A 14,832-nucleotide genomic window follows, 5' to 3' on the forward strand; every position below is an offset into this window, starting at 1 on the left:
GTAGGGGTCGCACTACCCCTACGAATCTCTAAATCTGTAACAATTAAAAATATAGTACCTATTCAAAATTTCTCCCAATGACTTTTATCCCATCCGAAGCGTTTAAATCAATTAGTTATCCCGATCGCACTGTCAAAAGAGCCGATCGCGCCGTCCGCTGTTCCCCTTTTCAATTACACTTCTTCCAGACCATCCGCGATCACAGCGTTTTCCTCAGCGCGATCGCCTCAAATTCCGGTGTCGAAAGCGGCTACACTCGATCGCCCGTATCCGAACTCGCAGCCGAAAACTCCCTGCTGTGGCTGATCCAAATCGGCGTACTGCGGCGGGAAGTAGACGGACAAGGGATTACCGACAGTTTTCGCCTCACGCCCCTGGGCCGCCAACTCGTGGAAAAATGGGAACAGGAAGGAGATAAAGTGCCGGATGCTTCATTGTGCGATCGTCTGGGAAATGCTTTTAGCCGCGGGTTGGGACTGTTTCTTTAAGCGTTTATTGCTTGTCCCAGTCCGACAGTCCGACAGGGAATGATATCAATTCCGGTTGCACTCTTGGAGATGATAGGGGAGACGGCAGTGCCGTGTCCCTACCCAAAATAATATTGTAGGGACACGGCATTGCCGTCTCCTCATTTCGGCTAATACAAATTAAACTTAAATCGAATAAAAATAATGGTTCAAACCGCTTCTAAACCTTTGACTCTAGACGAATTTCTCCAACTCGCGGAAACCAAACCCGCCAGCGAATTCATCGACGGTCAAATTATCCAGAAACCTATGCCCCAAGGAAAACACAGCACGATTCAAAGCGATTTGGGTGGTGATATCAACCGGGTGCTCAAACCCCAACGCATCGCCCGCGCCTATCCAGAATTGCGCTGCACCTTTGGCGGTCGATCGACAGTACCCGATCTTGCAGTCTTTACCTGGGAACGCATTCCCCGAGACGAAAATGGCGAAGTAGCCAACATTTTCGCCATCGCCCCCGACTGGACAATCGAAATTCTTTCGCCCGACCAAAGTCAAACTAAAGTCGTCCGCAACATTCTCCACAGTCTCGCCCACGGAACTCAGATGGGCTGGTTGATTGACCCGGAAGAAGAACTGGTATTTGTCTATTTTGCCGATCGCACCATAGCATTTTTTGAAGAACCGGGCGATCGCCTCCCCGTTCCACCCTTCGCTGAATCCTTGAATCTGACTGTTGGTGAAATGTTCGGTTGGCTGAGTCAGTAGCGCCACCTCGATTTATTTATGAATGATTTTAACCGCAGAGGCCGCAGAGGGCGCGGAGAGAAGAGAGGGTTCTCTACGGATTTGGTTCGATCTAATGTGCGGTCGATCGCCTATACTGGAATATCTGGTTGTCAGCTCTTCAAGGACGAGAGAGGACTAAATTCCTTGCTAAAAATTAATTATGATTATTTCACCGGACTTGATAAGTAAGTCCACCTAACTAAAAATAAGATATTGATGGCTGAAAAAAATGCTGTACAAGCATTCTTTCTTCCTTCTTCCTTCTTCCTTCTTCCTTCTTCCTTCTTCCTTCTTCTAACAACTAACTAGATAAAACGTTTCTCAAAAATGGAAGCTAAATCCTACAAAGACACCGTAAATCTGCCCAAAACCAAGTTTGATATGCGGGCTAACGCCGCCCGTCGCGAACCGGAATTGCAACAATTTTGGGCAGATCAAGAAATCTACGATCGCCTTTCCCACAATAACCCAGGCGATTTGTTCATCCTCCACGACGGCCCGCCCTACGCCAACGGACAACTCCACATCGGCCACGCCCTCAACAAAATCCTCAAAGATTTCATCAACCGCTACCAAATGCTGCGCGGCAAAAAAGTCCGCTACGTTCCCGGTTGGGATTGTCATGGATTGCCGATCGAACTTAAAGTATTGCAAAACATGAAATCGGACGATCGGCTAAATCTTACCCCGATCGACCTCCGCCACAAAGCCGCCGCCTTCGCGCAGCAAACAATGGAACAGCAGCGCGATTCCTTCCAGCGCTACGGGGTTTGGGGCGACTGGGAACACCCGTATTTAACCATGAAACCCGAATACGAAGCCGCTCAAATCGGCGTTTTCGGTCAAATGGTGCTCAAAGGCTACATCTATCGCGGCTTTAAACCCGTGCACTGGAGTCCGAGCTCGAAAACAGCCCTCGCCGAAGCAGAATTGGAATATCCCGAAGGCCACGTCTCGCGCAGCATCTACGTCGGCTTTCATGTCAGAAACTTGTCAAAATCTTTGCAAGCGAAGCTCAAGCGCTATATGCCGAGCCTCTGGGCCGCGATTTGGACGACTACCCCTTGGACAATTCCGGCAAACTTGGCGATCGCAGTCAATCCCGAACTGACTTATGCGGTGGTGGAACCGCCGGCAAATTCCCACATCGCACAACAATTTATGTTAGTCGCTGTCGATGCGGTCGATCGGCTTTCGGCAACTTTCAATACTGAATTAAAAATCCTGGCTACCTTCCCAGGTAAAGAATTAGAAGGCTGCACCTACAAACACCCGTTGTTCGATCGCGAAAGCCCGATCGTTGCCGGCGGCGACTACATTACCGCTGATTCCGGGACGGGATTGGTACACACCGCACCGGGCCACGGACAAGAAGACTTTATCGTCGGAAAACGCTGCGGTTTGCCAGTTTTAACGCCCGTAGACGAAAACGGAAATTTCACCGCAGAAGCCGGAGAGTTTGCAGGTTTAAATGTCCTCGGAAACGGCAATAGCGCGGTAATTGAGGCATTGGAAAAGGCAAATTGTTTGATTAAAGAGGAAGCTTATCCTCACTCCTATCCTTACGATTGGCGCACTAAAAAGCCGACGATTTTTCGGGCGACGGAACAGTGGTTTGCGTCCGTTGAAGGGTTCCGAGATGAAGCGTTAAAAGCCATTTCTAATGTGAATTGGATTCCCGCCCAAGGCGAAAATAGAATTACTGCAATGGTGGGCGATCGAGCAGATTGGTGCATTTCTCGCCAGCGGACTTGGGGCGTTCCCATTCCGGTATTCTACGACGAAGAAACCAACGAACCGCTGTTAAATGAAGAAACGATCGCCCATGTGCAAGCCATCTTTGCCGAGAAGGGTTCCAATGCTTGGTGGGAATTGTCGATCGCCGAATTACTGCCAGAATCTTACCGCAACAATGGCCGCACTTACCGCAAGGGTACGGACACGATGGATGTGTGGTTTGACTCCGGTTCTTCCTGGGCTGCTGTGGCGCAAGGGCGATCGGAATTAAACTATCCTGCTGATATTTATTTGGAAGGTTCAGACCAACATCGGGGCTGGTTTCAATCCAGCTTGCTAACCAGTGTAGCAACCAACGGCATTGCTCCTTACAAAACAGTTTTGACTCACGGTTTTGTACTGGATGAAAAAGGCCGCAAGATGAGCAAATCTGAAGGCAATGTCGTCGATCCGGCCGTCGTAATTAAGGAATACGGGGCAGATGTTTTGCGGTTGTGGGTGTCTTCGGTAGACTATTCTGCCGATGTGCCGTTGGGCAAAAACATTCTCAAACAGCAATCGGATGTTTACCGCAAAATTCGCAATACAGCTAAGTTTTTGCTGGGGAATTTGCACGACTTCGATCCGGCAAAAGATGCTGTAGCTTACGAGGATTTGCCAGAACTCGATCGCTATATGCTGCACAGAATGGGCGAAGTTTTTGCGGAAGTTCAAGATGCTTTTGAAAACTTCCAATTTTCCCGATTCTTCCAAACAGTGCAGAATTTCTGCACGGTGGATTTGTCTAATTTCTATCTGGATATTGCCAAGGATCGACTTTATATCAGCGCGACAGATGCCCAGCGCCGCCGCAGTTGTCAGACGGTAATTGCGATCGCTGTGGAGAATTTGGCAAGGGCGATCGCACCTGTGTTGTGTCACATGGCTGAGGATATTTGGCAGTACCTTCCCTATCCAACTCCGTACAAATCTGTATTTGAAGCCGGTTGGGTGCAAGTTGAGGCTTCGTGGCACAATCCAGAATTGGCTGCGCGCTGGCAATATTTGCGACAAGTACGCGGTGAAGTTAACAAGGTTTTGGAAAAAGCCAGGACTGAAAAGGCGATCGGTTCTTCTTTGGAAGCTAAGGTTTTATTGTACGTTCCCGATGTCGAAAAAAGACAGCAACTACAAGCTTTGAATCCTAGCAGCGAAGAATTGGTGGATTATGTGCGATCGCAAAATTCAGCGATCGAACTAACCGCAGAGGAGAAAGCAAAAGCAGTACAAGATCGACAGGAAGAAAAAGCTGCAAGTGTTGCAAAAAACTTGACAATAAAGACTGTTAGTGTTGAGCAACAAACAGTCGCTAAGCGCGATGCAGATTCTGAAATTGTAGAGTATTCTACCCCAGAAGAATCGGCTTTAGACTTGCAGCAAGTGTTAGATCGCAGCGCCCAGTTTATTGCTGATTTGCCTGAATACGCGGGCAACTTTATCACAGAATACCAAAAAGTTCTGGTAACGCTAGGGCTGTTAGCTTCTGTATTGGTAACGGGTAGAGTAACCCTGGCAGTTTTGGATACGATGAATCAAATTCCTCTCTTGGAAGTCTTCTTTAAAGTCATCGGTATCTTATTTACAATCTGGTTTGCTTTCCGTCACTTGCTGTTTGCAGAAAACCGTCAAGAAATTGGACAAACAATTGATTCTCTGACAGCCGATGTGCTGGGACAAACAACTGCGCTTATGCTTGTAGAAACACAGGCGATCGTACTAGCGCCCGTAGTAGAGACAGCGCTTGTACCAATACAGGCGCAAACATCCGCAGCCCAACAAAGTTTTGCAGAAATACCTGCAATCCCGAAAGTAGAATTAAGTGTCGAGCCCAAAGCAGAAACTCCTGCTGAAGTAGCTGTACACCATCATTCTGCAAGTGGTAGCAACGGTGTAGACGAATTGCGCTATTTGTTCATCACCTCAGAAGTTGAACTGATCGAATCGAATGCAGCGATGCCAGAATTGCCGTACAGTTACCAATCTCCAGAGTTGGCGATTGGTGTAGTCAAAGCAGACGGCCAAAAGTGCGATCGTTGCTGGAATTACTCAACCCACGTCGGAGAGTCGATCGAACATCCGGCAATTTGCGAACGCTGCGTCTCAGCAGTAGACGGCAAATTTTAACGCAGGATGTGTAATAAATAGTTTGTCATTGCCAGTGAAACGAAGCAATCGCTTAATTTCCGCCATTGCTTCACTTCATCTCTCTCTTATCTTCTCTTCCTCTGCGTGCTCTGCGTTCTCTGCGGTTAAATCATTCCGATTATTCAAATTAAAAAAGCAATGGTTTACGCAGAATGTTTTTAGACAGAGGTGTAAATCCCCATCTTAAAAACGTCACGCGACCTATGTCAACTGTTTAAGGTATGTGTATGGTGCGGATATGTGAGATTTCCCAGCTTTCTGGGGAGATTGTCGGTGATATCGTTTCCGGTTGAATCGGAATGATTTAACCTGACTAGAACACAGAGAACACAGAGAGATCCGAGAGAAATGAATACAGGACGATGAAGAGAGGAATTGATAGGAATCCGCACCCTACGGGGATTTTCTAGCTTTCTGGGCAGATGATGAATAGTGACATACTTGCGATATGTTGTATGGTAAGTCGCACGAGTCATTTCCCTCTCAGTACGCTTTGTGACCGATTTTCCTACTTACCGAATGTTTTTATGAAAATTTTAGTAACTGGTGCAGCAGGCTTTATCGGCTATCATTTAGCTCAAAGATTGCTATCCCAAGGGCAACAAGTTTACGGCATCGATAACTTAAATGACTATTATGATGTCAACCTCAAAAAAGCGCGTTTAGCTCAACTCCAGACGCATTCACAATTTACTTTTGAATATTTAGATTTGAGCGATCGCCCTAGCATATCCCAACTTTTTCAAAACCACAAATTTGACCGCGTTGTTCACCTCGCCGGTCAACCGGGCGTTCGCTACTCGCTGGAAAATCCTCACGCCTACGCAGACAGCAACCTGACAGGATTTATCAACATTTTAGAAGGCTGTCGCCACAGCCAAATCGAGCATTTAGTTTTTGCTTCTTCCAGTTCTGTTTATGGTGCTAATACTAAAGTTCCCTTTGCAGTTAGCGATAACGTCGATCATCCGATTTCCCTTTACGCTGCCACCAAAAAAGCTAACGAACTGATGGCTCATTCCTACAGCCATTTGTACGGTTTGCCGATTACGGGATTGCGCTTTTTTACAGTATACGGCCCCTGGGGAAGACCGGATATGGCTTATTTCAAATTCGTCAAGGCGATCGCCGAAAACAAGCCCATCGACGTTTACAACTTCGGCAAAATGCAGCGCGATTTCACTTACATTGACGATGTAATTGAAGGAGTTGTGCGAGTCATGGCAAAACCGCCTCAATTGATCGCCCAAAATTCTGCCACCACGGCTCCCTACAAGATTTATAATATTGGCAATCATTCCCCTGTGGAATTGTTGACTTTTATCGAAGTCATTGAAAAAGCAATGGGGAAAACAGCCGTTAAGAATTTTTTGCCAATGCAGCCCGGTGACGTACTTTCTACCTATGCAGATGTAAGCGATTTGATGCAGGATGTAGGATTTAAGCCCAGTACGCCGATCGCCCAAGGCATCCATAAGTTTGTAGAATGGTATCGAGACTATTACGGCGGTGCGGGCGATAACTCTTACAGTCAAGAGGCTGCAGAGATAGAACATCTTCCCAGTGGCGATCGTCTGGCCAAAGTTTAAGCGCCAACAATATTTACTAATGTGCTTAAAAACGCATTAGTTTTACCGCTATTGGTTCGTAGCGCGGACTGAAGTTTGCACTGCGAACTAATATTGTAGATAAATACGGTTTACTTAAGACGATCTCCCTGGCACACCCCTTAAAAAGGGGAGTAGGGGGTGGGACAAGAATGCTCTCAAAGTCCCCCGACTATCCGGCGGATTTAGGGGGATCTCCGGGGCATAAATATGTTAAGTGAACCCTATTGTATGATAGATGCTCCTGATTAGAGGAAAACGAGATCAATCGATTAGCAAAACTATTTCCGGTCAAAAAAACTGCAGACAATTTCACCAGGGTTGTTTTGTCCAAACGCCAAAACACGGCCATCTTTCTTAACCGTAGTGCGATCGCGGCAATTGTACAATTCCAGAGGCTGTTTAACTCGATCCACACTCAGAGTTACCCTGTATTCCCAATAATTTTTTGCACTGCGTTTGATATCGACAATGCAAATCTCGCGCCCTTGATAATTTCGGCAAACAGATGCCTCAGCCGGCAGCGCCACCCAGAAAACAGATATTAATAGCAACCAGCCGCAAAAATATTTCATCATCCGCTTAACAACAAAGCGCAGCCTCATGTCGCCACATCATAGGATAGCTGAACCATACCAGAACTGTAAGTCTGACATCCAGTTAGCTGCAAAGCTGTAGTGTTGGGATTAGCAAATAAAGGAATTCCCTCGCCCAAAATCAGCGGGTGCACCGATAGAATTAACTCGTTTACAAGATTTTTGTTCAGGAAATCGCGAATTAACAAAGAGCCTCCCACCAACCAAATATTTTTGCCCTCTATCAAGCGCAAATCATTGACAAAACTCTCTAATTGTGTTACTACTTCCACATCAGAAGTTGCTACGAAATCTAGATTTTTAGTAAAAACATAACTTTTTTTTTCTTGGTAGGGATACTCGCCAAAAGTTAGAACTTGTTCGTAGGTTTTGCGACCCATGAGGACTGTATCGATGCTATCTAAAAATTTAGTATAGCCGTAATTTTGGTCTGTATACAGCCAGTCAATCTCGCCATTGGATCGCGCGATGTAACCGTCTAAACTAGATGCAATGAAGAGTACAATTTTACGCATGGCAATACCTGGATTTTGGCTGTGGGGGCGATCGCCCGAATCACCTTAATTTTAGATCCTATCATGTCCGAAGACAACGCTGGCAATAACATTAGTGCGATCGGACTAATTGACCGGAGAGAAGTATCAATCGGGGCCAAAAAACCGGGTTTCTACCAGTCTTTGGTTGGGTGACGAGAAATACAGAAAGAAACCCGGTTTCTGAGATTTACGCATCGAGGCCAAGAAACCCGGTTTCTACGAGTCTTTGGTTGGGTGACGAGAAATGTAGAAAGAAACCCGGTTTCTGAGATTTTCGCATCGGGCCAAGAAACCGGGTTTCTACGAATCTTTGGTTGAGTAACAGAAAATATCAAGATAAATCCGGTTTCTGAGGTCTTTGTTACCAAATGATGACAAATGATGGTAGGCTTGGGATAGGGAGTTTTTTGTTTATGAATCCAATAAAACGTGTTGCCATAGTGGGAGGAACCCACGGAAACGAACTCACAGGCATTTACCTGGTGAAGAAGTTCGATTGCGCGCCACAGTCAATTGGGCGATCGACTTTTGAAACAATCGCCCTGCTAGCCAATCCCAAAGCTTCCGAAATCGGGAGACGCTACGTCGATATCGACCTCAACCGCTGCTTTCGACAGCAAGATTTACAAAATCCCCACCTCTCCACCTACGAAGCGCAGCGGGCAAAAGAAATCTACCACATTTTTAGCCCAAAAACTACTCCGCAGCAAAACTTAATTATCGATTTGCACAGCACCACATCCAATATGGGGCTAACATTTATTCTCGCCAGCCAGCATCCTTTTAACCTGCAACTAGCAGCTTATTTAACCTCTGTGTATCCCCACCTCAAGCTGCTGGTTTCGGCAACTAACAATTATGATAGTCCTTTGCTGCGATCGATTTCTGAATTAGGCGGTACGCTGGAGGTTGGTGCAGTGCCACAAGGCGTATTAGATGCCTCTTTATTTCAGCAAACCGAGCAGGTTGTCGGCACAATTTTAGACTGCGTAGAAAGCTACAATCAAGGCACAATGCCTGCTGCAACAAATCCCCTGACTGTTTATCATACCATCGGGGCGATCGACTATCCCAGAAACAACAAGGGAGAGATTCAGGCAATGATCCATCCTCAGCTACAATCCAGAGATTATCAAGCCCTAAATCCCGGCGATCCGATGTTTTTGACCTTTGAGAGCGAGTCGGTTTTTTATGAAGGTAAATCGACGGTATATCCAATTTTTATTAACGAGGCGGCTTACTACGAAAAAGCAATTGCGATGTGTTTTACCCAAAAGCAAATAGTTAGTTGTTAGTTATTAGTTGTTAGTTATTAGTTATTAGTTATTAGTTATTAATTGTGAGTTGTGAGTTATTAGTTATTAGTTATTAGTTGTGAGTTGTGAGTTATTAGTTGTGATTTGTGAGTTGTGAGTTGTTAGTTATTAGTTCTTAGTTGTGAGTTATTAGTTGTTAGTTGTTATAGCAATCCTCGCATCATTTGTGAATTTCTTACTCCCTCCCCGAACTCGCGGGGAGGGTTGGGGTGGGGTAAAAAGATTTACGACTCATTTAGAATTGCTATAGTTGTTAGGTATTAATTGTTAGATGTTAGTTGTTATTTATTAGTAGGGGCGGTGGATGGTGCGTGCCCGCCCTCTTAGTAGTCAACAGTCAACCGTCAACAGTCAACCGTCAACCGTCAACCGTCAACAACTAAAACTATTATTGAGGATTTTCAGGCGACAAAAACTTCTCTTCAGCAACAGGACGAGAATCATGAAACTGCTTCCATACTTCCAAACTAAAAATACAAGCAAGCAGCCAGACAAAACCAGCAATATAACCGGCAATCACATCGGTTGGCCAGTGAACTCCGAGATAAAGCCGGCTCAAACCAATAGCAGCAATTAATACCACAGTCAAGCTGTAAATCAACCAGCGCTGCTTGGGAAAGCGCGAACCCAATAAATATCCTAGCAAACCGTAAATAATCATTGAAATCATCGCGTGTCCGCTAGGAAAACTGTAAAATTTAACATCAACCGTGCGCTCCCAAAGTAGAGGTCGATCGCGCGCAAACAGTTTTTTCAAGAGTAGATTTAAACCCAGGCCTCCAACGCCCGTAACTGCAATAGTTGTGGCTTCGGAGCGATGTTTCCTCACCCACAGCACAATACCCAAACTTACGCTCAGTATGAGCAGCATGTTGGGTTCTCCCAAAAATGTCAAGCCGAGCATGAGGCGATCGCGCAGCGGAGTGTGCAAGCTCCTAAGATATAGTAAGATAGATGTATCGAAAGCGTAGGTTTCCTTTTCCAAAACCTCTTCGGCAATGGTGGCAAATGCCCACATCGCCAAAGCAGCAACCGCAAGGCCGCAAAGCCGAATTATCGAAATGACCGATCGAATTTTAGAGAGCATTTTTTTAACTAATTAAGCAGTAAAAACCGAGAAAACTAAGCTGTTTTGCTTTGGCAATTTAACCTGTATAGCGGGCCGAAATTCCGCTATACAAAAGTCTCAAAAAACAGGCCAGTATAAATAAAAGACGCGATAGTTTACAATAAATATGGGAAACTCAAACGCCAGATCGATCGTCTAGATGATTGAGCCAACTATATTTTGAATGATTGATTGATTTTTGACTTCATTCCTCAAATTTTATCTCCCACCGACGAATGACTATCATATCAAAAAAACACTTTTCTGCAATTTTGTTGACCGTGGGGTTGACAAGTGCGGCTGCCTGTGCTAATAACACCTCAGTCAATGCACCGATCGCCCAAGCCAACACGATCGCCCAGCGCCTCGTTTCTTCAACCGTCGCCCAAAAGCCCAGCGGGCAATTCGGTAAGCCGATCGACTGTACCCTAGGAAAAGACTGTTTTGTATTGCTGTACTTCGATCGCGATCCGAGCCCGGCAGCAGTCGATTTTGGCTGCGGGCGACAAACCTACGACGGGCACGACGGCACAGACTTCGCCATTCCCGACGCCAAAGCAATGGCAAAAGGAGTTCCAGTTATCGCCTCCGCAGCGGGCAAAGTTTTGCGAGTGCGAGATGGTGTAGTCGATCGGCGCTTGCAAAACCCGACAGACAAAGCCAACGTCTCAGGTACAGAATGCGGCAACGGCATAGTAATCGATCACGGCGCAGGCTGGGAAGCCCAATACTGCCACCTCCGCCAAAACAGCGTGGTTGTGAAGCCGGGAATGCAGGTACAAAAAGGCACCGTTTTGGGCATGGTGGGAAACTCTGGGATGGCTTCTTTCCCCCACGTACACGTCACTTTTCGCTATCAAGGCAAAGCTGTAGATCCGTTTGTCGGTGCCGATGCCAAATTAGGCTGCAACACCGCCCGCAATCCAATTTGGGACAAGCCCATCGACTATGTTTCTACAGGTTTAATTCGCGCCGGTTTTGCCAACAAAGCACCTGACGATAACGCTGTCTGGGCCGGACAATTTTCTGAGACTAAACTCCCCATAAATAGCCCTGCTTTAATATTTTGGGTGCAGGCTTACGGAGTCCTCAAGGGCGATCGCGAACAATACAAATTATTTGCACCCAACGGTGAAACCATCATCAATGACAGCAAGGAAATTCCAGCCCCCAGCCGCACTTGGTTGCGTTATGCCGGCAAAAAAAATAGTACAAATTCTCCTCTAATTCCGGGAGTGTGGCGGGCAGAATATCGGTTGACGCGGGGCGATCGAGTTTTAACAGAAGTTAAGCGAGAAGTTGAATTGCGTTAGTTTGTTGACTGTTGACTTTTGAATGTGCGACAGCTTACCAATTACAAATTACCAATTACCGCTCTTCGAGCGTACCTCATGTTAGTGAGAACCGCTTATCAGCTAATCCGCATTTAAATTGGACGGTCATTCGATTTTAGATTTTAGATTTTAGATTTTGGATTGACCCCACGGATAAATTCCGGGGCTTGAGGATTTGAGATTCCAGATGCTCCCGATTGATTCCACGGATCGATCGCGTGGCGGGGACCACATGCAGAAATTCGCTTGTCAAATAAACTTTCACTCTTGTGACGCGGGCCCGAAAGACCGCCCTCAACACATAATTTAAATGCACAACAACTTAGTCTAGGGCAAATTTTCCCAAGCTTGAGCTACAATTTCGCTCAACCAGAGCCTTTGAGCCAAATCGAGCAGGTTGTCGTCGGCGAGCAGCTCAGCCTTTAACTCGTCTAAAGACTGAGAACGCGATCGAGCTATTTGAATCACACCCGCGATCGCCGACGCCACCAATTCTTCATTCAGCGGCTGCTGTCGCAAAGCAATCATTTCTTGAGGATTCGTAGGAATGGGATAATTCATAAGAGTGCATATCAAAAAAAGTAGATACTGACCCGCTGCGGGTCAACTAAGAGCTAGGGCGATCGAGAAACTAAAAATCTTAAAACATTGTAAACTTATTTAAAACTAAATAAGTATTCGGGAGTATAGCCTACTTTGCTCCCTTGTCAACTCCCCCATCTTTATTAATTTATTCAGAATTGAACTCCCAATCATGCAAGAAATTCTTTATCTAGAAGTCCCCACACCCGATACAGCAGCAGTCTGTACCTGGCTGCAGCACGAATTCGACCCCGAAATCGGAGAAAAAATTATTACTCCTGACGGTTTTCGCCTGCTTTCCAACACAACAGCAGCGGAGTTGGTAAAATCTGGAACTCAAAATGCTAATCCAAAACCGACCCTCCCTGATACCAATTCAGAAAACCACAATTGGCGAACAGAACTTTCCACCTTTGTCTGGTCAGTACAGCGCACAACTTATTTAAAAGTCTTTCGTCTAGAAGACGCGCCGCCTGGAGAAAAACAGTTCCTGGAAACTCTAAATCTGGCTGTCAGAAACAAGTTTCCCGATCGCTACCCAGAACCCCCCACCGTAGACCTCTCCAAACAGTCAATTTTTGACGCTCTTGCCCCCTATTACCCTCTCACCGTCAAATACTTCCAAAAAATGCCCAAAGGCGAATACGACCTGCAGCGCGTTTACTGGTGGGAGCAACGCTGGCGCGAAAACACTCGCAATCCTCAAAAGCCAAAACAAGTCGTGTTTTTGAAGGAAGAAGGAAGAGGGAAGAAGGAAGAAGGAAGAAGGAAGAAGGAAGAAGGAAGAGGGGAGAAGGGAGAAGGCACTGTTTCGGTGTCGGAAGCTGGGGATACTGTTTACGATTTAATTTATATCGGCGGAGCATTAGGAGTAATTCACGCCGCAGTCATGGCGAGATTGGGCTACCGAGTGCTGCTGCTGGAACGAATGCCTTTTGGGAAGATGAATCGCGAGTGGAATATTTCGCGGGACGAAATGCAAAGCTTAGTTGATTTAGGTTTATTTACTGCAGCCGAAATCGAAACTTTGATTGCGCGAGAATACAAAGATGGCTACTGCAAGTTTTTTGATGCTAACAATCCGCCCGTTGCTAAAGCGGCAATTCTGCACACGCCGAAGGTGCTGAATATAGCTTTGGACAGCGACAAACTGGTGTATTTGGCGGGAGCTAAACTCACAGAAGCGGGCGGGGAAATCTGGGACGAAACTGAGTTTATCAGAGCCGATATTGAAGCGGAAAAAGTTATAGTTCAGGGCTGCCACTTGCCAACAAAAACCGATCGCACTGTCAGCGGACGTTTGCTCGTCGATGCAATGGGTTCAGCTTCTCCCATCGCTTGGCAATTGAACGAAGGACGCGCTTTTGACAGCGTTTGTCCGACGGTGGGAGGAGTCATTGACGGAGGAATGGAGCCGGGAGTTTGGGATTCCGATTACGGCGACGTTCTCTGGAGTCACGGCGATATTTCCCGCGGCCGTCAACTGATTTGGGAGTTATTTCCCGGCGCTGGAGGAGAACTCACAGTTTATCTCTTTCACTATCACCAAGTAAATGCCGAGAATCCCGGTTCTTTGCTGGAACTGTACGAGGATTTTTTCGCAATTTTGCCGGAGTACCGCCGCTGCGATGTCAATAAATTAATCTGGAAAAAAACTACTTTTGGTTATATTCCAGGCCATTTTAGCACCACCAGCAGCGATCGCGCCGTGGCTGTCGATCGCCTAATTGCGATCGGCGATGCAGCATCTTTGCAATCTCCCTTAGTATTCACCGGTTTCGGCTCTCTCATCCGCAATCTTTTTCGATTAACAGATTTATTGGATACAGCTTTAAAGCACAATTTATTAAGTGCCAAACACTTAAACCAAATTCGTGCCTACCAGAGCAATATATCAGTAACTTGGCTATTTTCTAAAGGGATGATGGTGCCGACGGGGCGCACTTTGCCACCCCAAAGAATTAATTCAATGCTCAATACCTTTTTTGGTCTTTTGGCAGAACAAGAACTCACCGTCGCGGAAACTTTTATTAAAGACAGAGCCGACTGGCTAACTTTTAATCAATTAGCAATTAAAGCAGCCAGAAAAAATCCTTCTCTCCTATTGTGGATTTTAGATTTTGTCACCTTGGGGGATATTGGGCGCTGGCTGCGGAGTTACTTGACTTTTACTCTCCTGGCTTTGGCGAGTTTCCTATTCGGATGGCTCCCCAGTTTCGCCCGCAAAATACAGCCTTGGTTGGAGCCGCGCTATCCGGCTGTTTGGCTGCGGCTGTTGTCTACCAGCTATGCTCTCACCTACGGGATGGGAAAAGGGAAAAAAATAGTTTCGAGTTAAAGTTTGTAGTGAGGAATTCCGCACTACGAACTCGCGAAAACGGACGGTCTTTCGCACTACAAACTGTTTTGTTGTGGTAATAGATCGCCCGTAATATTATCCCAAGCTGAAACCGTATTTGCTGTATTGTGGGTAATTGGTAAATCTGTGCAATTACCAATTATAGTCATTTCAAATAAAAAAGAGACACTATTGAGCGCAGTAGGCACAGATAAGTTCATCTAAAGATGTGCCAGCA

At 46.2% G+C, this 14,832-nt stretch carries 12 protein-coding genes; 7 read left to right on the forward strand and 5 right to left on the reverse strand.

Going from position 1 to position 14,832, the window contains the following annotated elements:
• The first annotated feature begins 77 nt into the window (after window positions 1-77).
• Window positions 78-488: an Npun_F0494 family protein gene (locus QUA97_RS22140; protein WP_333196076.1), complete on the forward strand. Its 411-nt coding sequence runs from the start codon at window positions 78-80 to the stop codon at window positions 486-488.
• Window positions 489-492: 4 nt separating this feature from the next.
• Here QUA97_RS22140 and QUA97_RS22145 read toward each other — a convergent pair whose 3' ends face one another.
• Complete coding sequence (locus QUA97_RS22145) at window positions 493-618, reverse strand: hypothetical protein (protein WP_255515927.1); 126 nt, start codon at window positions 616-618, stop codon at window positions 493-495.
• A 53-nt stretch (window positions 619-671) separates the two neighbouring features.
• Here QUA97_RS22145 and QUA97_RS22150 point away from each other — a divergent pair, with 53 nt between their 5' ends.
• The 3 genes from QUA97_RS22150 (at window position 672) to QUA97_RS22160 (ending at window position 6,766) form a co-directional block, all read left to right on the forward strand.
• A complete protein-coding gene (locus QUA97_RS22150; RefSeq protein ID WP_333196079.1) occupies window positions 672-1,235 on the forward strand; it encodes a Uma2 family endonuclease in 564 nt (187 codons plus the stop codon).
• Window positions 1,236-1,583: 348 nt separating this feature from the next.
• Window positions 1,584-5,156: an isoleucine--tRNA ligase gene (gene ileS, locus QUA97_RS22155; RefSeq protein WP_333196081.1), complete on the forward strand. Its 3,573-nt coding sequence runs from the start codon at window positions 1,584-1,586 to the stop codon at window positions 5,154-5,156.
• Window positions 5,157-5,704: 548 nt separating this feature from the next.
• Window positions 5,705-6,766, forward strand: coding sequence for an NAD-dependent epimerase (locus QUA97_RS22160; RefSeq protein WP_333196084.1), 1,062 nt, complete (start codon window positions 5,705-5,707; stop codon window positions 6,764-6,766).
• 299 nt (window positions 6,767-7,065) lie between these two features.
• Here the strand turns inward: QUA97_RS22160 and QUA97_RS22165 are convergent, their stop codons facing one another.
• Complete coding sequence (locus QUA97_RS22165; protein ID WP_333196086.1) at window positions 7,066-7,389, reverse strand: hypothetical protein; 324 nt, start codon at window positions 7,387-7,389, stop codon at window positions 7,066-7,068.
• Window positions 7,386-7,895, reverse strand: coding sequence for a dihydrofolate reductase family protein (locus QUA97_RS22170; protein ID WP_194070738.1), 510 nt, complete (start codon window positions 7,893-7,895; stop codon window positions 7,386-7,388). Before QUA97_RS22170 ends, QUA97_RS22165 begins: the two co-directional genes overlap by 4 nt.
• 434 nt (window positions 7,896-8,329) lie before the next feature.
• On the opposite strand from QUA97_RS22170, the gene QUA97_RS22175 reads away from it, so the two are divergent.
• Entirely contained in the window at window positions 8,330-9,211 is an 882-nt protein-coding gene (locus QUA97_RS22175) for an aspartoacylase (RefSeq protein WP_333196089.1), read from the forward strand.
• Window positions 9,212-9,620: 409 nt separating this feature from the next.
• On the opposite strand, the gene QUA97_RS22180 is transcribed toward QUA97_RS22175, so the two are convergent.
• Complete coding sequence (locus QUA97_RS22180) at window positions 9,621-10,319, reverse strand: phosphatase PAP2 family protein (RefSeq protein ID WP_194070814.1); 699 nt, start codon at window positions 10,317-10,319, stop codon at window positions 9,621-9,623.
• Window positions 10,320-10,576: 257 nt separating this feature from the next.
• On the opposite strand from QUA97_RS22180, the gene QUA97_RS22185 reads away from it, so the two are divergent.
• Complete coding sequence (locus QUA97_RS22185; protein ID WP_194070815.1) at window positions 10,577-11,653, forward strand: M23 family metallopeptidase; 1,077 nt, start codon at window positions 10,577-10,579, stop codon at window positions 11,651-11,653.
• Between the two features lie 348 nt (window positions 11,654-12,001).
• Here QUA97_RS22185 and QUA97_RS22190 read toward each other — a convergent pair whose 3' ends face one another.
• Complete coding sequence (locus QUA97_RS22190) at window positions 12,002-12,235, reverse strand: hypothetical protein (RefSeq protein WP_194070816.1); 234 nt, start codon at window positions 12,233-12,235, stop codon at window positions 12,002-12,004.
• A gap of 193 nt (window positions 12,236-12,428) precedes the next feature.
• Between QUA97_RS22190 and QUA97_RS22195 the strand changes: the two genes are divergently transcribed.
• Window positions 12,429-14,594: an NAD(P)/FAD-dependent oxidoreductase gene (locus QUA97_RS22195; protein WP_194070817.1), complete on the forward strand. Its 2,166-nt coding sequence runs from the start codon at window positions 12,429-12,431 to the stop codon at window positions 14,592-14,594.
• The last annotated feature ends 238 nt before the right edge of the window (window positions 14,595-14,832 follow it).

Origin of the sequence: Microcoleus sp. CZ3-B2 (assembly GCF_036705055.1) — a bacterium.
In the GTDB taxonomy this organism is placed as follows: Bacteria; Cyanobacteriota; Cyanobacteriia; order Cyanobacteriales; family Microcoleaceae; genus Microcoleus.